The organism is Pseudomonas sp. NPDC086566 (assembly GCF_050280885.1).
GTDB classification, from domain to species: domain Bacteria; phylum Pseudomonadota; class Gammaproteobacteria; order Pseudomonadales; family Pseudomonadaceae; genus Aquipseudomonas; species Aquipseudomonas vlassakiae.
The window spans coordinates 52,653-77,320 of sequence record NZ_JBNNWD010000007.1; the positions used below are offsets into that span (position 1 = coordinate 52,653).

Below are 24,668 nucleotides of genomic sequence, written 5' to 3' on the forward strand. Positions count from 1 at the left end.
GGACGTCGCCCTAGGACACTGTAGGAATCAGCCTCATGTGGAGCAGGGGATAGGGCTGCCCCAAGCCATCTGTTTCCGACCGGCCAACCACTTGGAAGCCTTCGTGCAAATAGAAGCCCAGGGCTTGCGGGTTCTGTTCATTGACGTCCAGGCGTTCGGCATTCAACTCGTCGATCGCATAACGCAGCAGGCGTTTGCCAACCCCCTTGCCCCGGTAGTCCGGTGCGACGAACAACATGTGCACGCATCCATTGCCGACACCGGCAAAGCCGCAGATGCGCTGGTTATCCTTGCAGCAGATCAACATCACGGCGTCGAGATAGCGGCGCAGTACCTGTTCGCGCAGCAACAGGATATAGGCCTCTGGCAGGAAGTCATGAGTGGCGCGCACCGAGTCTTCCCAGATCTGCACCAACTCGCTGTAGTCGCTGTAGCGCGGTGTTTGCAGCGTCAGGGCCGAATGCATGCCGGTATTCCTCCAAGGCGATAGGGAAAACATAGCAGGCCAACCACTGGTCAGCTGCTATGTGCGCAGCTTGATGCGGGGGAAGTAGAGGTCTATTAATAAAGCGTGGGAAAAAATCCCACGCAATGAAAAGAAATACCCTACAACGGATTCCCCGCTTGATTGGCGTTCTCATGGCGAAGACCTGGAGACGGAAAATGCAAATCCACATGCTGTTCAAAAGGGCTCTACTGGCAGTCGCCGTTGCAGGCGTGCTGTCTACGGCCGTCGTGTTGATTCCAGATTCGATTTCTCATGGCTCCAGCGCGTATGCCAAGGATGGTGGCGGTGGCGGTGGCGGTGGCGGTGGCGGTGGCGGCGGTGGCCATGGCGGTGGCGGTGGTAGCGGTGGTGGTGGTGGTGGTGGTGGTGGTGGTCACGGCGGCGGCGGTAGTGGTGGCGGTGGTGGTGGTCACGGCGGCGGTGGCGGTAGTGGCGGTGGTGGCGGTGGTCACGGCGGTGGCGGCGGTAGTGGTGGCGGTAGTGGTGGCGGCGGTCACGGCGGTGGCAGCGGTGGTGGCGGCCATGGCGGTGGGGGTACTGGCAGCGGCGGCCATGGCGGCAATAGTGGTAGTGGCCATGGTGACGCAGGCCAGGGTCACGATGGCAATGCAAATTCCGGTCGCAGCAGTAACCACGCTGAAGCGGGTGATGATCATGGCAATCACGTTGGCGGTGAGCCCGGTGACGATCATGGCAATCATGTCGGCGGTGAACCTGGCGACGATCATGGCAATCACGTTGGTGGTGAACCTGGTGACGATAACGGTAACCATGTGGGTCGCGAACAGGCTGATGACCGCGGTGCTCATGCCGGCGGAGAAGTCGGGGATGACAGGAGCTGATTGGCGGTGAACAGCCCATACGAGACCCAACGGACGGGTTTTGTATGGGCGGGCTTCAGGCACGCACCTATCACGCGTTTGCAGTGAGCGCTGACAGCTTTTTCTCATTCTCGATGGGAAGTGGTTACAGTGGTGCGGGATGTTTTCCCGCATGCTGGGTTCACAGTTCAAGGAATGCGCTCAATGCAATCGCCCTCTATCCCTCCGTCCATGTTGAGTGCACTGCGCAGGATCATGCGCCCTCTGGTGCGCCTGATGCTGCGCAAAGGCGTGACGTACACGATGTTCACCGACGTGCTCAAGGAAGTATTCGTCGATGTGGCGCATCGCGAGTTTCGCCTGGATGACAAGGTGCCGACCGACAGCCGCATCAGCCTGCTGACAGGGGTGCATCGCAAGGATGTGCGGCGGCTGCGAAGTGAAAGTGACACGGCTACCGCTGCGCTACCGGAAAACATCACCTTAGGTGCGCAATTGGTCAATGAATGGACCCGTAGCCCGCCTTTCTGCTCTGAGCCGGGCCAGGCGTTGGCCCTGCCAAGGCTGGCCAGCGTTGGCGGCGATTGTTCTTTCGATGCCTTGGTGGCGAAGGTCAGCACGGACATCCGTGGGCGGGTGGTGCTGGATGAGTGGTTGCGCCTGGGCGTCGTCCGCCTCGATGATCAGGACCGCGTGCACCTTGAGGCCCAGGCATTCGTACCGCAGAAGGGCTTCGATGAGAAGGCCGCATATTTTGGCCATAACCTGCACGATCACGCCTGCGCAGCGGTGCACAACCTCAGTGGCGAAGGTCTGCCGTTTTTCGAACGCAGCGTCCACTACGACGCCCTTACCCCTGCCAGCGTCGACACGCTGCGCGAAGCCGTCACCCAGGATGGCATGCAAACCCTGCTGGCCTTCAGCCGGCTGGCAGCGGAGTTGGAAAACACCGACGAGCCAAGCCATGAGCAGCGCCAGCGCATCACCGTCGGGCTTTATTTCTATTCCGAAGCCACTGACCCCGATTCGTCGAAGGCCGCCGACTCATGACTCCCTTCGCGCGCCGCCTCCGTCTCGTTGCACTGCTCCTCGGTTTCGGGCTGAACCTGGTGGCGCCTGCCAAGGTGGTTGCAGCCCCAGTGTGCGTCAGCCGTGATGAAGTGGGCATGGCGGGTGCTGCGAGCATGCAGTTGCCGGGAGGCGTTGGCGGCACCGGCGCCAGAACCGGTGGTATGGGTGGGACGGGTGCGCCGCTTCAGCTGCGCCCCGGTGGCACGGGGGGGACCGGCGCGCCGATCCAGCGCCCGGGCGGTACCGGTGGTACCGGGATCGTGGGCACCATCACCGGGTTCGCATCGATCTGCGTCAATGGCCAGGAGGTGCACTACGCCAAGGATGTACCTGTCAGTGAAAATGGTGCCCCTGCCAGCAGCGCTCATCTGGCGATCGGCCAGGTGGTCGCGGTGGAGGCGTATGGCACACAGCGCGGCTTGCAAGCCGGGCGCATCGCGATCCTCAACGTTTACGAGGGGCCGCTGACGGCACTGCCGAATGCTACGGGGCCGCTGCGGGTGATGGGCCAGCCCGTGCGCCTGGCAGCCGGGGCGCGGGTGGCAGAAGGGCTGCGACCGGGCGAACCGGTCAGGGTCAGCGGCCTGCGCGATGCTGCAGGTGAAGTGGTCGCTAGCCGCATCGAGCGGGCGCCAGGGCTCAGGGAGGCCAGTGCCATTGGTGCGGTCGATCACCCCGGCAGCCTTCAGGGGCTCAAATTGGGCACTCCTGTGGCACCAGCGCGGGAACTGCTGGTGCGCGGCCAATGGACCGGCAGCCAGCTGGAAGTGGCGCAAACACACCCTGAGCCGAGCCTGGCGTTTGCTGGGCGGGTGCAGACGGTGGTGATCGAAGGGCTGGTGCAGCGCACGCAGGCGCGTCAGCTGGTGGTCGGCGGCATCAACGTGACCCTGGGGCAGGATACCGTGGTCGTCGGCAAGCAGCCCGCGTCCATCGCGCTCGACCAGCGGGTGCGGGTAATCGGTGTATTCAGTGCTACCCACGAGCTGCGGGCATCCCGCGTCGAGCTTGACGACGAACGCGCAGAGCATTCGGGCGCAGGGCATTCCGGGCGTAACAGCGAGCACGTTACAAGCGGCTCGGGCACTTCCGGCAACAGCAGCCAGGATGAGCTCGGTAGCTCCAGTACCCGCAGCGAAAGCAGCGATGATCGCGATCGGCGCAGTGTGGGTAGCGGCTCCAATGATCATGACAGTGTGGAAGTCGAGGACAGGTCCGGTAAGTCGGTAAGGGTCGATACCGTGGAACAGCGCGAGACCAGCAACAGCGGGAGTTCTGATCATGTGGAAAGGATCGAGAAGCTGGAAAGAGTGGAGAAGGTCGAAAAGCCCGAGAAAGTCGAGAAAGTGGAAAAAGTCGAACGTCCTGAAAAGATAGATAAGGTCGAGAAGCCCGAAAAAGTCGAAAAAGTCGAGAAGCCCGAAAAAGTCGAAAAAGTCGAGAAAGTGGAAAAGGTAGAACGGGTCGAAAAGCCCGAAACGGTAGAAAAAGTCGAAAAGGTCGAAAGGCCTGAGACGGCAGAGAAGGTCGAAAAAGTCGAGCATCCGGAGCGGTCCGGGCATTAGGCAACTAGGCTGGTTTTGTCCGTTCACACTTCCCGACGCAATACCGAGGTGCAAATGCGACCCGCGCTCCCTCTTTTCGCCTGTTTATTGTCCTGTAGCAGTGCCTCGGTCCTGGCCGATACCTTCAGCGCCTCGATTGGCATGGACTATTCGAGTGGCGACTACGGCACGGGTACCACGTCGGAAATCTGGTATGTCCCTGTAGTCGGCAAGTATGAAACCGGCCCCATGACTTACAAAGTCACCGTGCCCTGGCTACGCATTACCAACCCTGAAGTGGGGCCCAGTGGCGACCCCTTGCCCGGTGGATGCCATGCGGTGGAGAGTGGGCTGGGTGACACGGTAGCCAGTGCGGCTTATGCGCTGCTCGATGGCCGTGACGGTGGCCTGATGCTGGACCTCATCGGCAAGGTCAAATTTCCCACCGCCGACGAAAAGCAGTGCCTGGGCACGGGGGAATACGATTACACCGGCCAGGTCGATATCGCCCGGGCATTCGGCCCGGTCACCGGCTTCGCGACCCTAGGCTGGAAGAAGTTCGGTGACCCGCCTGGCAGCGATTTCAGGGATCCGATATTCACCAGCCTGGGCTTTGCCATTCCCGTGGGGAAAGGGACCTCGGCGGGTGCCTCGTATGACTGGCGGCAAAAAGTCGTCTCGACGGGGTCGGAAATTCAGGAACTGACGCTGTTCCTGACCCACAAGCTCAACCGGGAATGGAAAGTGCAACTGTATGCGGTCAAGGGATTTTCCGATGCCAGCCCTGATGCTGAAGCTGGAATGATGGTTTTTCACACGTTCTGACAAAAAAAGCCCCTGCCGGGTATTTCCTCCTGCGGAATACCCGGCAGGGGCTCTTTCATGTGCCGGCTGCTTTAAACGGGCTCGGCCCACATGTCGTATTCGTCGGCATCCACCACGCGGCAGCGGACTTTATCGCCCGGCTTGAAGCCATGGTTACCGTCGATGAACACGCTGCCGTCGATTTCCGGCGCATCGAAGAAGCTGCGGCCAACCGAACCCTGTTCCTCGACTTCGTCGATCAGCACTTCGATTTCCTTGCCGATGCGCAGTTGCAGGCGAGCGGCGCTGATAGCCTGCTGGTGAGCCATGAAGCGGTCCCAGCGGTCCTGCTTGATGTCATCCGGCACTTCTTCCAGGCCCAGGTCGTTGGCCGGGGCGCCTTCGACTGGCGAGTACTGGAAGCAGCCGACGCGGTCGAGCTGGGCTTCGGTGAGCCAGTCCAGCAGGTACTGGAAGTCTTCCTCCGTCTCGCCAGGGAAGCCGACGATGAAAGTCGAGCGGATCACCAGCTCGGGGCATTGTTCGCGCCAGTTCTTGATGCGTGCCAGGGTCCGGTCTTCGAACGCTGGGCGCTTCATCGACTTGAGTACTTTCGGGCTGGCGTGCTGGAACGGGATGTCCAGGTACGGCAGGATCTTGCCTGCGGCCATCAACGGAATCACGTCGTCGACATTCGGGTACGGGTAGACGTAGTGCAGGCGCACCCAGGCACCCAGGCTGCTCAGCGCTTCGCACAGTTCGAGCATGCGGGTCTTGACCGGGCGACCGTTCCAGAAGTCGGTCTTGTATTTGACATCGACGCCGTAGGCGCTGGTGTCCTGGGAAATCACCAGGATTTCCTTGACCCCGGCCTTGACCAGGCGCTCGGCCTCGCTCAGCACCTCACCGACCGGTCGGCTGACCAGCTTGCCGCGCATCGACGGGATGATGCAGAAGCTGCAGCTGTGGTTGCAGCCCTCGGAAATCTTCAGGTAGGCGTAGTGGCGCGGGGTCAGCTTGACGCCCTGCGGCGGCACCAGGTCAATCAGCGGGTTGTGGTCCTGGCGGGGAGGCACCACTTCGTGCACGGCGTTGACCACCTGCTCGTACTGCTGCGGGCCGGTTACCGACAGCACGCTTGGGTGCACGTCACGGATATTGCCTTCGTCGACACCCATGCAGCCGGTGACGATGACCTTGCCGTTTTCCTTGATCGCTTCACCGATCACCTCAAGCGACTCGGCCTTGGCGCTGTCGATGAAGCCGCAGGTGTTGACCACCACTACATCGGCATCCTCGTAGGTGGGCACGACTTCATAGCCTTCCATGCGCAGCTGGGTCAGGATGCGCTCGGAATCGACCAGAGCCTTGGGGCAACCCAGGCTGACGAAACCAACCTTGGGGGTGGCGGGAGTGGTGGACATGACTAACCTCGGTATTGAATGCAGTTCGCCCGCAGCAGAAGGGGGCGATCTTGACGGGCGCTTTTGGCGCCTCTGATCAAAAAGTGCGCAATTCTAGCGAGCGCACGGTCGCTTGACCAGCAGAAAAGCGACGAACGCTGCGCTACGCCGGTGGTCGCGGCTGCCTGTGCATGGCAAAACCTGGAAACACAGCCCGGCAATGGTTCCCCTTGTATGCGATGTGACCACTCGTCACTCTTTTCCCCGCCTGTAAATCCTTCTCTTGAGCTTATTCAAGGCTTATAGTTTTCTTATAAGAACGGCGTGGAAATGAATACGATCAACTGGTCACGCAAAGCAGTGAAGCAGCTCAGGAAAATCAACAAGGCCGATCAGCCAAAGATCTACGATGCTGCCCAGGCGCTGGTCTATATGCCGGACGTTCAGAGTGTGAAGGCATTGGCCAACCACCACTATGGCTACCGTCTGAGGGTCGGCAATTACCGCATCCTTTTCGACTGGGATGGCAGCGTGAGAATCGTCAACATCGAGGAGGTCAGGAAACGCGATGAGCACACCTACTAACGTACAGATCATCCACGGCGCAGATGGCCGTCCCGCCTTCGTGGTGTTGCCATATGCCGACTACATTGCCAACCGCCCGCAGCACGACCTGGTGCCCAACGAAGTCGTTGGCTATATGGTAAAGGAAGGCATGACCGCCATCGCCGCCTGGCGCAGGCATCTGGACCTGACCCAGGCTGAAGTTGCCCAGCGCCTGGGCATCTCGCAGTCAGCCTATGCTCAGCAGGAGGCTGCTGAACGGCCGCGCAAGGCCACTCGCGAGAAGATTGCGGCTGTGTTAGGCATTCCGGTGCAGTCTCTGGATCTCTAGTGCTTACCGGCTGTTTGCCTGAACCGGGAGCGTGACCAGCAGAAAAGCGACGAACGCTGCGCTATGCTTCGCGCCATTGCGCCGGGGCATTGCATGTCCCTGACGCAGGCGTGAATTCTACCGGCCTTCAAGGCCATCTGCGGGAGTGTTCGATGGTTCAGGCAAGCAGTCACGCCGAAGGCGGGCACGCGGGGAAGCAAGGCACGACACGGTCACTGGGGTTGCTGGTGGCAGCGGTCGGGGTGGTATACGGCGATATCGGTACCAGCCCGTTGTATACCCTCAAAGAGGTCTTTACCGGCGGCTACGGGGTGCCGGTCAACCATGATGGCGTACTGGGGATTCTCTCGCTGATCCTCTGGTCGCTGCTGTGGGTGGTGTCGTTCAAGTACGTGATGTTCATCCTGCGCGCAGACAACCAGGGTGAGGGCGGCACCATGGCCTTGACCGCCCTGGCGCGGCGGGCCACGGCGGCTTATCCGCGGCTGCGGTCGCTGATGGTCATCTGTGGCCTGATCGGCGCCTCGCTGTTCTATGGCGACAGCATGATCACCCCCGCGGTGTCGGTGCTGTCCGCCGTCGAGGGCATGGGCCTGGCCTTCGAAGGTATCGACCACTGGGTGGTGCCCATTTCGCTGGTGGTGCTGGTGGCCTTGTTCCTGGTGCAGAAGCACGGTACCGACAAGATCGGCAAGCTGTTCGGCCCGATCATGGTGGTATGGTTCCTGGCACTGGCCGTGCTGGGGGCGCATGGCATCTCCCAGAGCCCGGAAGTGCTCAAGGCGTTCAACCCTGGCTGGGCGGTCAACTTCTTCATCGTCCACCCTGGGATGGGCGTAGCCATTCTCGGCGCGGTGGTGCTGGCCCTGACCGGTGCCGAAGCACTCTATGCCGACATGGGCCACTTCGGACGCAAGCCGATCGCTCGCGCCTGGTTTGCCCTGGTGCTGCCAGCGCTGGTGCTCAATTACTTCGGCCAGGGCGCAATCTTGCTGCAGAACCCCGACGCCGCCCGCAACCCGTTCTACCTGCTGGCGCCAGGCTGGGCGCTGCTGCCAATGGTCGGCCTGGCGACGATGGCCACGGTGATCGCCTCGCAGGCGGTGATTTCCGGGGCCTTCTCCCTGACCCGCCAGGCTATCCAGCTGGGCTATATCCCGCGCATGCAGATCCAGCACACGTCCAGCGACGAACAGGGGCAGATCTACATCGGTGCGGTGAACTGGACCTTGATGGTCGGTGTGGTGCTGCTGGTGATCGGCTTCGAGTCCTCCGGCGCCCTGGCGGCCGCTTACGGTGTGGCCGTCACCGGCACCATGCTGATGACCACTATCCTGGTGTCGGCGGTGATGCTGCTGTTGTGGAAGTGGCCACCGGTGCTGGCGGTGCCGATCCTGGTCGGCTTCCTCTTCGTCGATGGCCTGTTCTTCGCCGCCAACGTGCCGAAGATCGTCCAGGGCGGTGCCTTCCCGGTGCTGGCAGGCTGCGTGCTGTACCTGTTGATGAGCACCTGGAAGCGCGGCAAGCAGATCCTGGTGGAGCGTATCGATGAAGGCGGGCTGCCGCTGCCGGTGTTCATCAGCAGTATCCGTGTACAGCCGCCACATCGGGTCGAAGGCACGGCGGTGTTCCTGACGGCACGGGCAGATGCGGTGCCCCATGCGCTGCTGCACAACATGCTGCACAACCAGGTGCTGCACAGCCAGGTGGTGCTGCTGACCGTGGTCAGTGAGGACCGTCCGCGGGTGCCGGAACACGAGCGTTTCGAGGTCGAGGCCTATGGTGACGGCTTCTTCCGTGTGCTGCTGCACTTTGGCTTCATGGACGAGCCAGACGTGCCGGCCGCCTTGAAACTGTGTCACCTGGACGAATTGGACTTCAGCCCGATGCGCACCACCTATTTCCTCAGCCGGGAAACGGTCATTGCGTCGCGTCTGGAAGGGATGTCGCGCTGGCGGGGCAACCTGTTTGCGTTCCTGCTGAAGAATGCCAACGGTAACTTGCGCTTCTTCAACTTGCCGCTGAACCGGGTGATCGAGCTGGGTACCCAGGTCGAGATTTAACGTATTGGGGCCGCTAAGCGGCCCTAGATTTTTGTCAGTTCTGAGCAGCGACGCTGGACTTGCCCTGACGGGTCTCGATCTCGTCGATCAGGCGCTTGGCCAGCGCCGGGTAGTTCTCGTCGAAGTGGTGGCCGCCGGGCAGTTTCATCCGCTCGCCCACCGCGGTCTTGTCGGTGCAACCGCTTTCGTCGGTCTCTTCCACGCCGTACACGCACACCACCTTGGACGCCGGCAGCTTGGCCATTTCCGGCCCGGTAGGCGCTTCCTGGCCTTCCTTGCCCAACCAGCCTTCGACTTCGATCTCGAAACTGCCGCTACGGGCGAACGCCAGCAGCACGACGGCGTCGATACGCTGCTGATCTTCGGCTGGCAGGCGGTTGTAGATGGCCGGCAGCACGTCTGCACCGAACGAGTAACCGGTCAGCACGAAACGCTTGGTGCCCCATTTCTGGCGGTAGTGCTGCATCAGTTCGGACAGGTCGGCGGCGCTTTGCTCCGGGGTCTTGTGTTGCCAGTAATAGCGCAAGGTGTCGATACCGACCACCGGGTAGCCCAGCTTGGCCATCTCGCCGGCCACGTCGCGGTCCAGGTCGCGCCAGCCGCCGTCACCGGACAGGAACAGGGTCACGGTGTCGGTGGTTTGCCCGGCCGGGACTTCCACCACCGGGATGGCCAGGGCGTTGCCGTCTCGGCCAACCAAGGCCTGGGTCAGCTGGGCCTTGAGTACCTGTGGCAGGTGAATGTCATAGTCGCTGATGCTGGTTTCAGCGTTGGCCTGGTCGCGCACGAAGGCGGCACTGGCGTCGTCCGGGTTGTCGTTCCAGGCGACGTTCCAGTGGCCGTGGGCGGCCGACTTCGGCAGCTCGACCTTGCAGCCTGGCTGTTCCAGAGTGAAGTCGACCGAGATGGCCCGTGCCTTGTCGTCACTCTGGGTGGCCAGCCAGCGCCATGCCTGGGCCGCCCCTGGGCCGATGCCGGCGACCAGGGTCGGTTTGTCGGACAGCTGGGTCAGCGCCTGGTCCATGGCCTGTTGCTGCCTGGCGCAGTCGTTCGGCGGCAGGATCACCTGAACCAGCTGCGCCTCGCCAGCCTGGCTCAGGTCCAGCAACTGCTTGTCGCTCAGGGCCTGGTCCTGGGGCACGCCGATGGCGACTCTCGCCTTGGCATGCACGCCCGGGGTGACGCGGATGATGCTGGTGTCATTCAGGGTCAGCTGCTCCAGCCGTGCCTCGGGGGCAGGGCGGGCCCACAGCCAAAAGCCCGCAGCGCCAGCCAGGGCGGCCAGCAACAAGGGAATCAGTACGTACAGCCAATAGCGTCGGATCATCAGCGTTTCACCAATCCAGTCAGGCCGCCGGCAATCAGGGCGGCAGTATCGGCCAGTGCTACCAGTGGGTCGAGCCCGGCTGGTACGGCCATGTAACGAGGTTCCCAGTCCGGCTGGAACTTGTCCTTGAAGCGCCGCAGGCCCTGGAAGTTGTAGAGCTGTTCGCCACGGCGGAACACCATCGAGCCCAGGCGTTGGGTCAAGGGTGCACCGCGGCGTGGCTGTAGGCCGGAAAGCGGGACCATGCCCAGGCTGAACCGGCCGTAGTCATGGCTTTTGTAATGCAGGATCAAGCCGATCATCATGAATTCCATGGTCAGCTTCGGCGCCTCGGGGTGAGCGCGCATCAGGTCGAGGCTGGCCAATTCGTTGCTGTGGGTTTCCAGCAGGTTGGCGAAGGCCACCGGCCGGCCCTGGAAACGAATCAGGGCGATACGGAAGTGCTGCAGGTACTCGGGGCTGAAGCGCCCCAGCGAGAAGCCCTTCTCGCGCACGTTCTTGCCGCCGAGCCAGGCGTCGGAAATTTCCTTGAGCTCGGCCAGCGGAGCCTGGCCAGGTTCGTGGATCTCCAGGCTCAGGCCATCCCGGCCGCCACGGTTCCAGGTGTAGCGCAGGTCTTTCATTTCCTTGCCCTTGGCTTCGAGGTCGAAGCGGCGCAGGTCAACCCGCGCTTCCTCGCCCAGCTTCAGGGCAGTCAGGCCGATGTCCATGTAGAACGGCAGGTTCTCCGCGCGCACCTGGTAGAACACCGGGCGGGCGTGGTGCAGGTCGCACAGGTCTCTGAACTGCCAGATCATCTCGGCGCGTTCCTGGGCGGGGCCGATCGGGTCGTACAGCGCCACTAGGCTGCGACCGCGACGGGCATACATGAGGAAGGCAGTGTCGCTGGGGTGGAACAGCAAGGCCTTGTCGCCGGTCAATGCCAGGCCACCGTCGGGCTGGTCGGAGGCGAGCAGGATGCGGTTGGCGCGCTGTAGCTCGACTTCGTCAGGCAAATGAATGACCGGACGAGCGGTGCGCAGCAGCCAGGTCAGGGCGACGATCACCAGCAGCACCGCACTGCCCAGGGCAGCACGCAGGCCACGTGGGGCGTCGGCGTCGAGGGTGAACTGCCACCACAGCTTGTGGGTATAGGGGACATCCTGGTAGGCAAACAGCAGCAGCCACACCGATGCACCGACCACGCAGGCGCTGGCCACCAGGTACACCGGCGAGAACGGCAGTTCGAGCAGCCGGCTCGGTCGGTAGAACGAACGGCGGAAAACGGCCAGCAGTGCGGCGGTCAGGGTCAGCAGGCTGGCTTCTTCCCAGTCGAAGCCTTTGAGGATCGACAGCAGTGCGCCCACCAGCAGCAAAACGGTGGTCAGCAGCCAGGCGGCAGACAGGCGCCGACGCAGGCCTTGGGCCAGCAGCAGGCACAGCACGCCAATCAGGCTGGCGCCGAAGTGCGAGGCGTCGATCAGCCGGTGAGGCACGAGGAAGCCCATGTGCTCCAGGCGTGTGTCGATTTCCGGCGTGGCGCCGGAGAACAGCAGCACCACGCCCGACAGGAACACCAGAATCGCCAGGATCGGTGCGCCGAGGCCCGAGGCCGCCTTGATCGCTTGCTGGGCAAAAAGCAGGCGGCGTGCTTCGTTGGCCAGCAGCAGGGCACAGGCCAGCAGAAGCGGCAGCACCACGTAGATCAGTCGGTACAGGAGCAGGGCGGCAGCCAGGGGGGCAGCGCCAAGCTGGTCGGCGAAGGCGGCGAGCAGGATGGCTTCGAACACCCCGACACCACCCGGTACATGGCTGAGCACGCCAGCCGCCAGGGCCAGCAGGTAAACCAGCACGAAGGCACCGAAGGGTGGGGCTTGTGGCAGCAGCAAGTACAGCACCGTGGCGGCAGCAGCCACGTCCAGTGCGGTGATCAGCAATTGCAGGGCCGCCAGGCGGCCACCGGGCAGGCGCAGGGTGCGACGGCCCAACTGGACCAGCAGGTTATCAGCCAGCGGCTGTTCTGGCAGGCGGCGCCGATACAGCCCGATCACCAGCACCGCGGTGAGCGCCAGGACGGCAATGGCGATGCCGGCCAGTACTGTCGAAGGCAAGCGCAGGGCGGTAGCCGCTGCCGGCAGGTTGCTCAAGGTCGCCAGCGCCGCCAGCGGTGGCAGAGCGCACCCCAGGGACAGGCTGGCGAACACAGTCATGCGTGCGACTTCGGCGGCGCCCAGGCCCTGGCGTGCATACAGGCGGTAACGCACCGAGCCACCCGAGAGCATCGACAGGCCGATCGCGTTGCCGATGGCGAAGGCGCTGAAACCACCCATTACCAGGGAACGCGCAGGCAGCTTGACGGCCGCGTAACGGCTGGCCGACCACTCGTAGCCCAGCAGGATCACGAAACCTGCCACCGTCGCCAGCACGGCGCCGATCAACGACTTTGCCGGCACGTCGAGCATGGCATCGTGCAGGGCGTAGATGTCCAGTTCACTCAACAGATGCCGACAGGCGATCAGCGCCATGGCAAACAGCAGCAAGGTCACGCCCAGGCCAATCGGCTGGCGGTAGCGGCTCATGCGCTCAAGCCAAGGCAGGCGCTGGGCAGCAGTCGGCAGTGCCGAAGCGAGCGGCACCTGGGGTTCGGGAGTGTGCGATGTCATGAAATGCCTCGGGCGAGGTGCGCGAGGAGGGGATGTGCAGCGGCCAAGTGAAAGTCCCTTTGGTAAACGTATCCAGATATTACTCCGGGCAACGTTACTTTCAGTCGTCCGGCAGCGTTAAAGATAGTTCATCCTCATGTCGACAGCTCAAACGGGCGGGTTTGGTGAAGTTCAAGGATTTAACAGGCGACGAAATGCAACAAACCCCGCGCTGCTTTTACACAGGCGGGGTTTGTTCTGACGAATATGGTTGCGGGAGCCGGATTTGAACCGACGACCTTCGGGTTATGAGCCCGACGAGCTACCAGGCTGCTCCATCCCGCGTCAGAGGGGCGCATTCTATAGAGTTGGACGCCTAAGTCAAGTGTCAATTTCTAAGGCAAAGAAAAAGGCCACTGCGTTAACAGTGGCCTTTTCTCGAATCTGGTTGCGGGAGCCGGATTTGAACCGACGACCTTCGGGTTATGAGCCCGACGAGCTACCAGGCTGCTCCATCCCGCGCCTGTGGGATCGAATTCTACAGCGTAAGCACCTGATGTCAAGCGCTACTTATTGATTTATCTTGAATTTTCCTTCGCCGATTAAAATCGAGGCAAAAGAAAAAGGCCACTGCGTTAACAGTGGCCTTTTCTCGAATCTGGTTGCGGGAGCCGGATTTGAACCGACGACCTTCGGGTTATGAGCCCGACGAGCTACCAGGCTGCTCCATCCCGCGCCTGTGAGACCGAATTCTACGGGTTTCTTCGCCCGTGTCAAGCAACATTATAGAAAACCCTTTTTCGTTCAATCTCTTAGCGTTTAACCCTGGCTGCGGCTCAGGCGCGACGGGCCTTGCGAGCCGATTATCGAAGCAGGCTGTCTCACCGTCAGCGGCATGCGCTACTATCTGTATGAATTTACAGTGGTGGCCGTCATCAATGTCTTTGCGCAAGATCATCCATATCGACTGCGATTGTTTTTACGCCGCCATCGAGATGCGTGACGACCCGCGCTTGGCCGGTCGCCCCATGGCAGTAGGGGGGTCCCCTGACCGTCGCGGAGTGATCGCCACCTGCAATTATGAGGCACGTGCCTATGGCGTGCGTTCAGCCATGTCGTCCCGGCATGCCCTCAAGCTTTGCCCGGACCTGGAAATCGTCAAGCCGCGCTTCGACGCTTACCGGGAGGCATCGCGGGAGATTCACGCCATCTTTCGTGACTACACCGAGCTGATCGAGCCGTTGTCGCTGGATGAGGCGTATCTGGATGTCAGTGACAGCCAGTGGTATGCCGGAAGCGCGACGCGAATCGCCGAGGACATTCGCCGGCGGGTCGCCCGCACCTTGCATATCACGGTATCTGCGGGGGTGGCACCGAACAAGTTCCTGGCCAAGATCGCCAGCGATTGGCGCAAGCCCAACGGCATCTTCGTGATTACCCCGGAGCAGGTCGAGGCTTTTGTGGCGGCATTGCCGGTGGCCAAGTTGCATGGCGTGGGCAAAGTGACCGCCGACAAGTTGAACCGTCTGGGTATCGACACCTGCCTTGATTTGCGTGAATGGTCGCGGCTGGCGTTGGCGCGTGAATTCGGCAGTTTTGGCGAGCGGCTCTGGGGGTTGGCGCGAGGGATCGACGAGCGTGCGGTTCACAACGATAGCCGCCGGCAGTCGGTCAGTGTGGAAAACACCTATGACAACGACCTGCCAGACCTGGCCAGTTGCCTGGAACGGTTGCCAGACCTGCTTGAAAGCCTCAATCAGAGGATTGCCCGGATGGACAGCAGTTACCGCCCGGACAAGCCGTTCGTCAAGGTCAAGTTCCATGACTTCAGCCAGACGACAATGGAGCAGGCAGGGGCGGGCAGGGACCTGGAAAGCTACCGTCAGCTGCTACGCCAGGCGTTCGCCCGGGGTGGCAAGCCGGTGCGCTTGCTGGGGGTGGGTGTGAGGCTGAGGGACCTGCGCGGGGCGCATGAACAGCTGGAGCTGTTTACCTCTGAGTAGTAAGGGCCGCGTTTTGCGGCCCTTCGCGAGCACGCTCGCTCCTACAGGCCGGGATCAGCGACCAATCGGCCGGTGGCCTTGGTCAGTGCCGACAGGAATTCCTGTTGCAGCTCCGGATCGTTGCGTGTCAGCTCGATCAGGCTCTGCTCCATCTCGCTGGCTTCCTCTTCCAGGCCCAGCTCGGACAAGCGCTTGACCCGGTGCACCCATTGGCCCACATCGTCATCCTCGAGGTCATCGAAGATCAGCTCATGGGCTTCTCGCAGCTTGTTGCGCAAGGTGGCGCTGACCAGCAGGCTGGCATCACCACGCACCGCGTTGTCCTCGTCCACCGCTTGCAGGTGCAAGGTGCCGACGTGGTTCAGGTGCTGTTCCGAGAACGGGCTGTCGAGCAGGTTCAGGCGCAAGACGCCATTCCTGTCGGTAGTCAGTTCGTGGGTCATCTTGCCTGCCTTGACTTCAACCAGCCGCTCGCTCCAGGGCACGCTGGTGAACTCCTCGCGCTTGTCCTTCTGCACTTCGCTGATGCCCGCCAGGTTCTGCTGAGCACGGCCATTGGACGGCGTGTTCATGAACGGATTGAGGCCATCCACGCCATAGCTGAACCAGTCGTGGGTGACGCTCTGTGGCAGGTTGCCAAGGGTAAACACGTTGACCATGTTAGCCCCGATACCGGCCACCACGGCTACCGCGCCCAGCGGGATCTCGTAGATCTCCCGCCACGGTTGGTATGGGGTGTAGCGGTCGTAACGGCGGGTGACCTCGTATTCGGTGACCTCGAAACGCTTCTGCTCGTGGATGCGCACACGCCGTTGCGGAAGCTCCATCACCTTCGGCTCGCCGACATCGATCTGCAAGGTGTGTTCGAGCAGCTTACGCTCGACGCGCTCCTCATGATCGCTGCGCTGGGACATCTGGTTGGCGCAACCGCTGGCGAGCAAGGCGCCGCACAATGCGGCGCCCCCCAGGGTAAAGGTACTTCGCTTGGACATGATTACTCGTGCATTGGTTATCAGCGGCGAACGCGGGCCTGCAGGAAGGTCAGCACTTCATTGAGCGGCAGCTGTTGGGCTTCCGACTCGGTGCGGTGCTTGTACTCCAGGTTGCAGTCGGCCAGGCCGCGATCGCTGACGACGATGCGGTGCGGAATGCCGATCAGCTCCATGTCGGCGAACTTGATGCCGGGGCTGGTCTTCTTGTCGCGGTCGTCCAGCAGCACCTCGTAGCCGGCTGCAGTCAGTTCGGCGTACAGCTTGTCGGTTGCCTCACGGACTACCTCGGTTTCGTAACGCAGGGGTACCAGGGCGATCTGGAATGGTGCCAGGGCGTCGTTCCAGATGATGCCTTTGTCGTCGTAGCTCTGCTCGATGGCGGCGGCGACCACGCGGGACACGCCAATGCCGTAGCAGCCCATGGACAGGGTCACCGGCTTGCCGTTTTCACCCAGCACCTGGCACTTGAGCGCCTCGCTGTACTTGGTGCCGAGCTGGAAGATATGGCCGACTTCGATGCCGCGCTTGATGACCAGGGTGCCCTGGCCGTCCGGGCTTGGGTCACCTTCGACGACATTGCGCAGGTCGGCGACTTGTGGAACCGGCAGGTCACGCTCCCAGTTCACGCCGAAGTAGTGCTTGTCGTCGATGTTGGCGCCGATGGCGAAGTCGCTCATCAGGGCGACCGAGCGGTCGATCACGATTTCCAGCGGCAGGTTCAGCGGGCCGAGCGAACCGGCGCCGGCACCGATGGCCTCGCGCAGTTCGGCGTCGGTGGCCATGACCAGTGGGTCGGCAACCTGCTCCAGCTTGGCGGCCTTGATTTCGTTGAGCTCGTGGTCGCCACGGACGATCAGGGCGACCAGCTTGCCTTCCTCGGCGCCGCGCACGATCAGGGTCTTGACGGTCTTTTCGATCGGCAGGCCGTGGTTTTCCACCAGTTGGGCAATGGTCTTGGCATCCGGGGTATCGACCAGGCGCAGCTCCTCGGCAGGCGCAGGGCGCACGGTTTCACGCGGGATGGCCTCGGCCTTCTCGATGTTGGCGGCGTAATCGGAGCTGTCGCTGAAGATCACGTCGTCCTCGCCCGACTCGGCCAGGACGTGGAATTCGTGCGAGTAGCTGCCACCAATGGAGCCGGTGTCGGCCTGCACTGGGCGGAAGTCCAGGCCCAGGCGGGTGAACACGTTGGTGTACGCCTGGTGCATGCGGTCGTAGGTTTCCTGCAGGGAAGCCTGGTCGGCATGGAAGGAGTAGGCATCCTTCATGATGAATTCGCGGCCGCGCATCAGGCCGAAGCGTGGGCGAATCTCGTCACGGAACTTGGTCTGGATCTGGTACATGTTGAGCGGCAGCTGTTTATAGCTGGACAGCTCGTTGCGGGCCAGATCGGTAATCACTTCTTCATGGGTCGGGCCGACGCAGAACTCGCGCTGATGGCGGTCCTTCAGGCGCAGCAGCTCAGGACCGTACTGTTCCCAGCGGCCGGATTCCTGCCACAGTTCGGCAGGCTGGATGCTGGGCATCAACACTTCCAGGGCGCCGGCAGCGTTCATTTCCTCGCGTACAACGTTTTCGACCTTGCGCATCACCCGCAGGCCCATCGGCAGCCAGGTGTACAGGCCGGAGGCCAGTTTGCGGATCATGCCGGCACGCAGCATGAGCTGATGGCTGATGACCACTGCGTCGGCAGGGGTTTCTTTTTGAGTGGCGAGCAAATATTGACTGGTGCGCATGGTTAGCCGTGTCGATTGCCTAAGACGTTGAAATAGCCCCGCATTGTACGGGGGCGAAACGAAGGCGTACAGAATGCCCCAGGGCGTGGCCGTTGTCAGCCAAGAAAAAGCCCGGCAAGTGTGCCGGGCTTTTTCAGGTGCTGGGCACTATAAGCCAGGCTTACAGGATGCTCAGCGGGTACTCGACGATCAGGCGCAGTTCGTCGATCGAGCTCGAACCGTAGTAGACGCCATCGCTGGAGCGGTAGGTGGCCTGACGAACGCGGAAGCTCAGGTCTTTGGCCGGGCCTTCCTGCAGGACGTACTTGACGTCTACGTCGCGTTCCCATTCCGAGCCGTTGCTGGTGCCGTCCACGTTGGCGCCGGTACCACGTACATAACGGGTCATGAAGGTCAGGCCCGGGATACCGAATTCGGCGAAGTTCAGGTCGTAGCGAGCCTGCCAGGATTTCTCGTCTTCGGCGTTGAAGTCGGAACGGGCAACGGAGTTGGCCAGGAAGATGGTGCCGCCGCCGTCTACACCGTAGCCGTAGTCACCGTCGCCGGAGACTTTCTGGTAAGCCAGGGTGAAGGTGTGGGCGCCGATGTTGTAGGCGCCGGACAGGCTGAATGCACGGTTGTCCAGTTTGTCGCCATCGAAGGCCCTGTATTTGGCCGAGCCATCACTCTTGGTGTCATAGATGTTGAAGTCGAACACCAGGCCCTGCTTGTCGGAGATTGGCAGCGCCCAGTTGACGTTGGCGTAGTACTTGCGCCAGTAGTCTTCGACCTTGGAGTAGTAAAGGCTGGTCGACAGGTTGTCGGTGAAGGCGTAGGTGCCACCAACAACGTCAGCCTTTGTCAGGTGCAGGCTGTCGTGGTTGGTCTCGGCCTGGGCGTCAAGTGCGGTGAAACGACCCGCGTTCAGGGTCAGGCCCTTGATTTCGTTGCTGGTGATCAGGGCGCCTTCGGCCATTTCCGGCAGCAGGCGGCTGTCGTCGGTGGCGAACACAGGCAGCGCGGTGAACTGGTCACCTACTTTCAGTACGGTGTCGGAGATGCGGAATTTGACTGCGGCGCCGCCCTTGGAATAGTCGTCTTGCGCTCGGCCGTCGGAACCAACCGGGAACAGGCCGGTACCTGCGCGGCCCTTGCCGCTGTCCAGTTTCAGACCGAGCATGCCGATTGCATCGACGCCCACACCGATCGCGCCTTGGGTGAAGCCCGACTCGTATGTGCCGAGGAACCCGAGGCCGGTTTCTTCGACGCGGCTTGGGCCGCTGTCGTTGTTACGGAAGTCGCGGCTGAAGTACAGCATGCGAGTCTTGACGTTCAGCTTGCTGTCTTCGAGGAAACCCTTGGACTCGTCCTGGGACGAAGCCACTGCCATCTGCGAGGTCCCTGCCGCAACGGCCAGGGCGATCATGCTCCACTTCATCACGCGCATCGTGATTTGCTCCTTTGGTTTTTAGGAAGAGTACCGCTGCGTCCAAGTCTTTTAGTTATATGGAACAGCTCTTTCTTGTTATGTCGGCGGAAATGTATAGCACGCTGACTGTTCTTGGCGATATGGCAAAATTCATCCTTTCGGGAACTTTATGGCCATGTCGCTTTCAGGTATTTCCATGTCGCAAATCACGCCCCGATTAACCGGTTCGTACAACGCCAGCGCTGTTTCATCGCCGTAAGAATTCTGTAACTACAGACTCTGGCTGGGAAACTCCCTGGTGTGCCCCATCTCGCTGTTGTTATTTGTCGCGTCACCTGGTTGATGCAGGTGTCGTGCCGACTTGGCGTGAAGAGAATGCAACAAGCATGCTCAACATTAACAACGGTTCATGAAATTTTCACAGAACCGGCCGCCAAAGGTCGGAAAGGGCCGCAATTACGGGGGCGGACGTTGCCTGGCGTTGCGCCGGCTTCATTCGGCAGGCTGAAAGAAAAAGCTGCCATAAAAGTCAATGTGTTACCGGCAACTGTTGATCCTGAGTGGTTGATGTGGGTAGAAGCGTAGTGCCGCACACTTTGTTGGCCTCATTTTGGTGCGAAAAGTAGCGCTGTGTTACCGCGGTTGTGCAAGGCGTGAGGATTCATGGGCTTAAAGCGTGCATTCATAGGTCTGGCAGCATGCCGGGACGGGACGAAGCAGAGTATCCTTGACGCATCGGGTTATTGTTTGGAGGAAGATCGTGTTTGATATGGATTCGCGTTTGCAGCAGGATTCCCTGGTGCTGGGTGACTTTCCGCTGTGCCGCCTGCTGCTGAGCAAAGATGCCAATTACCCGTGGTTCATCCTGGTGCCCAGGCGGGAGGGGGTAAGCGAGTTGTTCGACCTCAGCAAGGAAGACCAGGCGCAGCTGTGGAAAGAAACCACCTACTTGGCCGAAACGCTCAAGCACGCGTTCGCGGCCGACAAGATGAACGTGGCCACCTTGGGTAACGTGGTCAGCCAGATGCACATGCACGTGATCGTTCGCCGTCACGGCGATCCAGCCTGGCCTGCGCCGGTCTGGGGCAAGGTGCCGGCTGCCGGGTATGCAGCGGAACAGGTGGACGCCATTCGTCAGCGCCTGCGTGCGCTGCTGACCCACGATTATCAGGAGGCCTGACATGTCGGCGGAGTTGCGCATCATTGAGCTGGAAACCCGTCAGGCGTTCCAGGACGATACGATCCAGGCGCTGAATGATGTGGTGGTCGAGCAGGGGCGGGTCATCGAGCGTCTGCAGCTGCAGATGGCCGAGCTGATCAAGCGTTATGAAGAGATGGTCGGCCGGATTGGCAGTGAAGGGGAAGAGGCGCCGCCACCTCACTATTGATGAGTGGCCGCCCTGGGCTTGCCCCAGGGCGGTGCGGGCTCAGCGGCGGTTTACCGCGACCACGTCTTCAGCCTGCAGGCCTTTGTCGCGGTGCATCACCGAGAACTCCACGCGTTGGCCTTCGACCAGGATGCGGTGACCCTCGCCGCGGATCGCGCGGAAGTGGACGAAGATGTCGTCGCCCGAGTCGCGGGAAATGAACCCGAAGCCCTTGGAGGTGTTGAACCACTTCACGGTGCCGGTATCACGCTTGCCGGCTTCCAGCGGTGCACCTTGGCTGGCACGTGCTTTCTTGCTGCTGCGGGCGAAGCCAGCCACCAGGTGCATGGCGACAGCCAGCGCGGCGCAGACCAGCGCCGCCAGGTTGCCCATTTCCGGGCGTGCTAGCAGGGTCAGGGTCTGCAGGATCACGGCCACCACCAGCAGGGCGCAGGCCAGGTATTGCAGCTGTTGTCGCGCACCGCGGTAATACAGTGGCACGACCGGGGCCAGCAGCAGGTTGAGCAGGCCCAGCAGGGTTAGATAGACCGCGTCGGGTTGCTGCAGGAAGGGTGTTGCGTCGGGTTTGAGGCTGGGCATGAGCGATAGCAGCAAAGCCGCAACGCCCGTCACCAGATGGACGATCTTGAACATGGGTTGGCTCACAGTTGATAAGGCCGATCACAGGAAGAGCTGGCGGCACGGTGCGCATGAGGTGTAAAGCGCGAACACGCGAAGGCCAGCCTATGCACCCGGCAATGACAGTCCGCACGGGTTGCACCGTGCCTATTTAACAGCAAAGGCGAGGGCTTCTCAAACCGCAGCGGCTGGCACCGATGGTTTGCCCTGTGTCATGGGCGCCTTGCGCCAGGCATTGATACAGTGTGTAGTACCTGCTTGATCATCAAGCCTTATGGAAAGGGGAACTTCATGGCAATCGATATCGGTATCAGTGAAGAAGATCGCAAGTCCATCGTCGATGGGCTTTCCCGCCTGTTGTCGGATACCTACGTGCTGTACCTGAAAACCCATAACTTCCACTGGAACGTCACCGGCCCATCGTTCCGCACCCTGCACCTGATGTTCGAGGAGCAGTACAACGAACTGGCGCTGGCGGTCGACTCGATCGCCGAGCGGATCCGTGCACTGGGCTTCCCGGCGCCAGGATCGTACGCCTTCTACGCACGGCACTCCTCGATCAAGGAGGAGGAGGGTGTGCCGCCTGCCGATGAAATGATCCGTCAGCTGGTGCAGGGGCAAGAAGCCGTGGTGCGCACTGCGCGCAGCATCTTCCCGGTGGTGGACAAAGTCAGCGACGAACCAACCGCCGACCTGCTGACCCAGCGCATGCAGGTGCATGAAAAGACCGCCTGGATGCTGCGGGTGTTGCTCGACGGTAAATAATCGGCTAATCGTGTAGGACTTGTCAGGAGGCCCGGCTGAATCCATTCCAGCCGGGCCTTTTCGCTTGTGCGGGAAGGTTTTGCCGCTGCTTTGCGCGCCTCGCTCTGCGCTTCATTGAGCCCCAGTTGATGAACTGAGGAGGTGGTGCGATGCAAGCAGTCAAGCGTGCGGTGAAGTTGGGGCATTGGCCTGGCAAGCAGTGCATCGATCCGTTCAAGGCCGATTTCGACATGTTGCAGACGCAGCCGGTATCGCGTTCGGTGCGGTTGAACGGTTTTTCCACGTGCCTGCGCCTGGAAGCGGTGTATTGGGGTATCCTCGAGCAGATTGCCGCGGCGAACCAGTGCTCGGTCAGCGCCGTGCTGTCTTATGTCGACCGTGAAGTGCACCTGCGTCAGGGTGGGGTGCGCAACTTCAGCGGGCTGATCCGGGTGATTTGTGTCGCCTGGCTGCGTGACCCGCCGAGTGCACACTGATCGCCCGGCGGGCTGCGCAGTGTCGGTTAACCATATATAATCCCGCTTTTTGCTGCCCCGGCAGCCAGCGTTGTGGTTGACGAGAGACGTTCATGCCCCTTTATGACTATCAATGTGCTTCCTGCGATCACCGGATGGAGGTGTTGCAGAAGATCAGCGCCGCGCCGCTGACCGATTGCCCGGCGTGTCAGGCGCCGGCATTGAAGAAACTGCTGTCGGTCCCCGGCTTCCGCCTGAGTGGCAACGGCTGGTACGAAACCGACTTCAAGACCGGGGCAAAAAAGAACCTGGCAGGCGGCGACAAGGCCGACTGAGTTGAATTGCAGTAGCCGGGTCTTGCAGTATTAGCCCTCCGGGCGGCCAAGGCCTCCACCGAATACACGAATCACGAGAAGCGAAACCACCATCATGATGCGCAGCCATTATTGCGGCCAACTGAACGAGAGCCTGGACGGCCAGGAAGTCACCCTTTGCGGCTGGGTCCATCGTCGCCGGGACCACGGCGGGGTGATCTTCCTCGACATCCGTGACCGCGAGGGCATGGCCCAGGTCGTGTTCGACCCGGATCGCGCCGAAACCTTCGCCGCCGCCGACCGCGTGCGCAGCGAGTACGTCGTGCAGATCACCGGCAAGGTGCGCAAGCGCCCGGAAGGCGCAGTGAACGCCAACATGGCGTCCGGTGCGATCGAGATCCTCGGCTACCAGCTGAACGTGCTCAACGAAGCGGAAACGCCGCCGTTCCCGCTGAACGAATACTCCGACGTCGGCGAGGAAACCCGCCTGCGCTACCGCTTCATCGACCTGCGTCGCCCGGAAATGGCCGACAAGCTGCGCCTGCGTTCGCGCATCACCAGCAGCATCCGTCGGTTCCTCGATGAAAACGGCTTCCTCGACGTCGAAACCCCGATCCTCACCCGTGCCACGCCGGAAGGCGCACGTGACTACCTGGTGCCGAGCCGCACCCATGCAGGCAGCTTCTTTGCCTTGCCGCAGTCGCCTCAGCTGTTCAAGCAGCTGCTGATGGTTGCCGGTTTCGACCGCTACTACCAGATCGCCAAGTGCTTCCGCGACGAAGACCTGCGTGCTGACCGCCAGCCGGAATTCACCCAGATCGACATCGAGACCAGCTTCCTCGACGAAGCCGAGATCATGGGCCTCACCGAGAGCATGATCCGCAAGCTGTTCAAGGAAGTGCTGGATCTGGAGTTCGGCGAATTCCCGCACATGACCTTCGAAGAGGCCATGCGCCGCTACGGTTCCGACAAGCCTGACCTGCGTATCCCGCTGGAGCTGGTCGACGTTGCCGACCAGCTGAAGGATGTCGAGTTCAAGGTCTTCGCCGGCCCGGCCAACGATCCGAAGTGCCGCGTCACCGCACTGCGCCTGCCAGGCGGCGCCAGCATGCCGCGCAGCAAGATCGACGAGTACACCAAGTTCGTCGGCATCTACGGTGCCAAGGGCCTGGCCTACATCAAGGTCAACGAGCGCGCCAAGGGCGTCGAAGGCCTGCAGTCGCCGATCGTCAAGAACATCCCTGAGGCCAACCTCAACAACATCCTCGACCGCGTGGGCGCCGTCGACGGTGACATCGTGTTCTTCGGTGCCGACAAGTTCAAGGTCGTCAGCGAAGCCCTGGGCGCGCTGCGTATCCGCCTGGGTCACGACTTCGAGCTGCTGACCTGCGAGTGGGCGCCGATGTGGGTCGTCGACTTCCCAATGTTCGAAGAGAACGAAGACGGCAGCTTCACCGCGCTGCACCACCCGTTCACCGCGCCGAAGTGCACCCCGGAAGAGCTCGAGGCCAACCCGGCTACCGCGCTGTCCCGTGCCTACGACATGGTGCTGAACGGTACCGAGCTGGGTGGCGGTTCGATCCGTATCCATCGCAAGGAGATGCAGCAAGCGGTGTTCCGCCTGCTGGGCATCGAAGCTGCGGAACAGGAAGAGAAGTTCGGCTTCCTGCTCGATGCCCTGAAGTTCGGTGCACCGCCTCACGGTGGCCTGGCCTTCGGTCTGGATCGCCTGGTCATGCTGATGACCGGCGCCCAGTCGATCCGTGAAGTGATCGCCTTCCCGAAAACCCAGAGCGCCGCGTGCGTCATGACCCAGGCGCCTGGCATGGTCGACGCCAAGGCCCTGCGCGAGCTGCACATCCGTCTGCGCGAGCAGACCAAGGTCGAGTAATCGGCCCCGGGCGCATCCCGGCGGGTGCGCCCCGGCGCTTC

The 24,668-nt window shown here is 61.8% G+C and carries 22 protein-coding genes and 3 tRNA genes; 14 read left to right on the forward strand and 11 right to left on the reverse strand.

Annotated elements, in window-relative coordinates:
* Positions 1-10 precede the first annotated feature (10 nt).
* A complete protein-coding gene (locus tag ACQKPS_RS17175; protein WP_254483697.1) occupies positions 11-466 on the reverse strand; it encodes a GNAT family N-acetyltransferase in 456 nt (151 codons plus the stop codon).
* Positions 467-675: 209 nt separating this feature from the next.
* Here ACQKPS_RS17175 and ACQKPS_RS17180 point away from each other — a divergent pair, with 209 nt between their 5' ends.
* From ACQKPS_RS17180 to ACQKPS_RS17195, 4 genes are all read left to right on the forward strand, one after another.
* A complete protein-coding gene (locus ACQKPS_RS17180) occupies positions 676-1,350 on the forward strand; it encodes a hypothetical protein (RefSeq protein ID WP_427605310.1) in 675 nt (224 codons plus the stop codon).
* A 183-nt stretch (positions 1,351-1,533) separates the two neighbouring features.
* The gene (locus ACQKPS_RS17185; RefSeq protein ID WP_254483698.1) at positions 1,534-2,379 is read left to right on the forward strand and encodes a DUF6502 family protein; all 846 of its coding nucleotides are present in this window, start codon (positions 1,534-1,536) and stop codon (positions 2,377-2,379) included.
* Positions 2,376-3,965: a DUF5666 domain-containing protein gene (locus tag ACQKPS_RS17190; RefSeq protein WP_254483699.1), complete on the forward strand. Its 1,590-nt coding sequence runs from the start codon at positions 2,376-2,378 to the stop codon at positions 3,963-3,965. Before ACQKPS_RS17185 ends, ACQKPS_RS17190 begins: the two co-directional genes overlap by 4 nt.
* A gap of 54 nt (positions 3,966-4,019) precedes the next feature.
* Complete coding sequence (locus tag ACQKPS_RS17195) at positions 4,020-4,769, forward strand: hypothetical protein (protein ID WP_254483700.1); 750 nt, start codon at positions 4,020-4,022, stop codon at positions 4,767-4,769.
* Between the two features lie 71 nt (positions 4,770-4,840).
* On the opposite strand, the gene rimO is transcribed toward ACQKPS_RS17195, so the two are convergent.
* Positions 4,841-6,172: a 30S ribosomal protein S12 methylthiotransferase RimO gene (gene rimO, locus ACQKPS_RS17200; RefSeq protein ID WP_054883416.1), complete on the reverse strand. Its 1,332-nt coding sequence runs from the start codon at positions 6,170-6,172 to the stop codon at positions 4,841-4,843.
* Between the two features lie 309 nt (positions 6,173-6,481).
* Between rimO and ACQKPS_RS17205 the strand changes: the two genes are divergently transcribed.
* The 3 genes from ACQKPS_RS17205 (at position 6,482) to ACQKPS_RS17215 (ending at position 9,109) form a co-directional block, all read left to right on the forward strand.
* Positions 6,482-6,736: a type II toxin-antitoxin system RelE family toxin gene (locus tag ACQKPS_RS17205; RefSeq protein ID WP_254483702.1), complete on the forward strand. Its 255-nt coding sequence runs from the start codon at positions 6,482-6,484 to the stop codon at positions 6,734-6,736.
* Positions 6,720-7,046, forward strand: coding sequence for a helix-turn-helix transcriptional regulator (locus ACQKPS_RS17210; RefSeq protein WP_254483704.1), 327 nt, complete (start codon positions 6,720-6,722; stop codon positions 7,044-7,046). The genes ACQKPS_RS17205 and ACQKPS_RS17210 overlap by 17 nt, the downstream gene beginning before the upstream one ends.
* Before the next feature lie 152 nt (positions 7,047-7,198).
* Entirely contained in the window at positions 7,199-9,109 is a 1,911-nt protein-coding gene (locus ACQKPS_RS17215) for a potassium transporter Kup (RefSeq protein ID WP_254483706.1), read from the forward strand.
* A gap of 34 nt (positions 9,110-9,143) precedes the next feature.
* Here the strand turns inward: ACQKPS_RS17215 and ACQKPS_RS17220 are convergent, their stop codons facing one another.
* The 5 genes from ACQKPS_RS17220 to ACQKPS_RS17240 form a co-directional block, all read right to left on the reverse strand.
* Positions 9,144-10,436, reverse strand: coding sequence for a virulence factor family protein (locus ACQKPS_RS17220; protein ID WP_254483708.1), 1,293 nt, complete (start codon positions 10,434-10,436; stop codon positions 9,144-9,146).
* Entirely contained in the window at positions 10,436-12,994 is a 2,559-nt protein-coding gene (gene mprF, locus ACQKPS_RS17225) for a bifunctional lysylphosphatidylglycerol flippase/synthetase MprF (RefSeq protein WP_427605311.1), read from the reverse strand. The genes ACQKPS_RS17220 and mprF overlap by 1 nt, the downstream gene beginning before the upstream one ends.
* A 331-nt stretch (positions 12,995-13,325) precedes the next feature.
* Positions 13,326-13,402, reverse strand: a tRNA-Met gene (locus ACQKPS_RS17230).
* Positions 13,403-13,502: 100 nt separating this feature from the next.
* Positions 13,503-13,579: transfer RNA gene (locus ACQKPS_RS17235), tRNA-Met, on the reverse strand.
* Between the two features lie 137 nt (positions 13,580-13,716).
* A tRNA-Met gene (locus ACQKPS_RS17240) sits at positions 13,717-13,793 on the reverse strand.
* A 208-nt stretch (positions 13,794-14,001) separates the two neighbouring features.
* Between ACQKPS_RS17240 and dinB the strand changes: the two genes are divergently transcribed.
* Positions 14,002-15,060: a DNA polymerase IV gene (gene dinB, locus ACQKPS_RS17245; protein ID WP_254485534.1), complete on the forward strand. Its 1,059-nt coding sequence runs from the start codon at positions 14,002-14,004 to the stop codon at positions 15,058-15,060.
* Positions 15,061-15,101: 41 nt separating this feature from the next.
* Here dinB and ACQKPS_RS17250 read toward each other — a convergent pair whose 3' ends face one another.
* From ACQKPS_RS17250 to ACQKPS_RS17260, 3 genes are all read right to left on the reverse strand, one after another.
* Positions 15,102-16,052 (reverse strand): hypothetical protein, encoded by a 951-nt coding sequence (locus ACQKPS_RS17250; RefSeq protein WP_427605023.1) that lies wholly within the window; start codon positions 16,050-16,052, stop codon positions 15,102-15,104.
* 20 nt (positions 16,053-16,072) lie between these two features.
* On the reverse strand, positions 16,073-17,788 hold the full coding sequence (locus ACQKPS_RS17255) for a proline--tRNA ligase (RefSeq protein ID WP_427605025.1): 1,716 nt from the start codon (positions 17,786-17,788) through the stop codon (positions 16,073-16,075).
* Positions 17,789-17,948: 160 nt separating this feature from the next.
* The gene (locus ACQKPS_RS17260; protein ID WP_427605027.1) at positions 17,949-19,214 is read right to left on the reverse strand and encodes an OprD family porin; all 1,266 of its coding nucleotides are present in this window, start codon (positions 19,212-19,214) and stop codon (positions 17,949-17,951) included.
* Positions 19,215-19,956: 742 nt separating this feature from the next.
* On the opposite strand from ACQKPS_RS17260, the gene ACQKPS_RS17265 reads away from it, so the two are divergent.
* Complete coding sequence (locus ACQKPS_RS17265; protein WP_313202320.1) at positions 19,957-20,376, forward strand: HIT family protein; 420 nt, start codon at positions 19,957-19,959, stop codon at positions 20,374-20,376.
* Between the two features lies 1 nt (position 20,377).
* Positions 20,378-20,584, forward strand: a complete 207-nt coding sequence (locus ACQKPS_RS17270) for a SlyX family protein (RefSeq protein ID WP_427605030.1) — start codon at positions 20,378-20,380, stop codon at positions 20,582-20,584.
* 39 nt (positions 20,585-20,623) lie between these two features.
* Here the strand turns inward: ACQKPS_RS17270 and ACQKPS_RS17275 are convergent, their stop codons facing one another.
* The gene (locus ACQKPS_RS17275) at positions 20,624-21,217 is read right to left on the reverse strand and encodes a cold-shock protein (RefSeq protein ID WP_283723908.1); all 594 of its coding nucleotides are present in this window, start codon (positions 21,215-21,217) and stop codon (positions 20,624-20,626) included.
* Between the two features lie 276 nt (positions 21,218-21,493).
* Between ACQKPS_RS17275 and ACQKPS_RS17280 the strand changes: the two genes are divergently transcribed.
* The 4 genes from ACQKPS_RS17280 to aspS all read left to right on the forward strand — a co-directional run bounded on the left by ACQKPS_RS17280 (position 21,494) and on the right by aspS (position 24,627).
* Positions 21,494-21,967 carry a Dps family protein gene (locus tag ACQKPS_RS17280; protein WP_003254783.1) on the forward strand — a complete coding sequence of 158 codons (474 nt, stop codon included), beginning with the start codon at positions 21,494-21,496 and terminating at the stop codon, positions 21,965-21,967.
* 149 nt (positions 21,968-22,116) lie between these two features.
* Positions 22,117-22,443, forward strand: a complete 327-nt coding sequence (locus ACQKPS_RS17285; protein WP_254483719.1) for a ribbon-helix-helix domain-containing protein — start codon at positions 22,117-22,119, stop codon at positions 22,441-22,443.
* A gap of 92 nt (positions 22,444-22,535) precedes the next feature.
* Positions 22,536-22,757 (forward strand): FmdB family zinc ribbon protein, encoded by a 222-nt coding sequence (locus ACQKPS_RS17290; protein WP_043209521.1) that lies wholly within the window; start codon positions 22,536-22,538, stop codon positions 22,755-22,757.
* A gap of 94 nt (positions 22,758-22,851) precedes the next feature.
* A complete protein-coding gene (gene aspS, locus ACQKPS_RS17295) occupies positions 22,852-24,627 on the forward strand; it encodes an aspartate--tRNA ligase (protein WP_176507803.1) in 1,776 nt (591 codons plus the stop codon).
* Positions 24,628-24,668 lie beyond the last annotated feature (41 nt).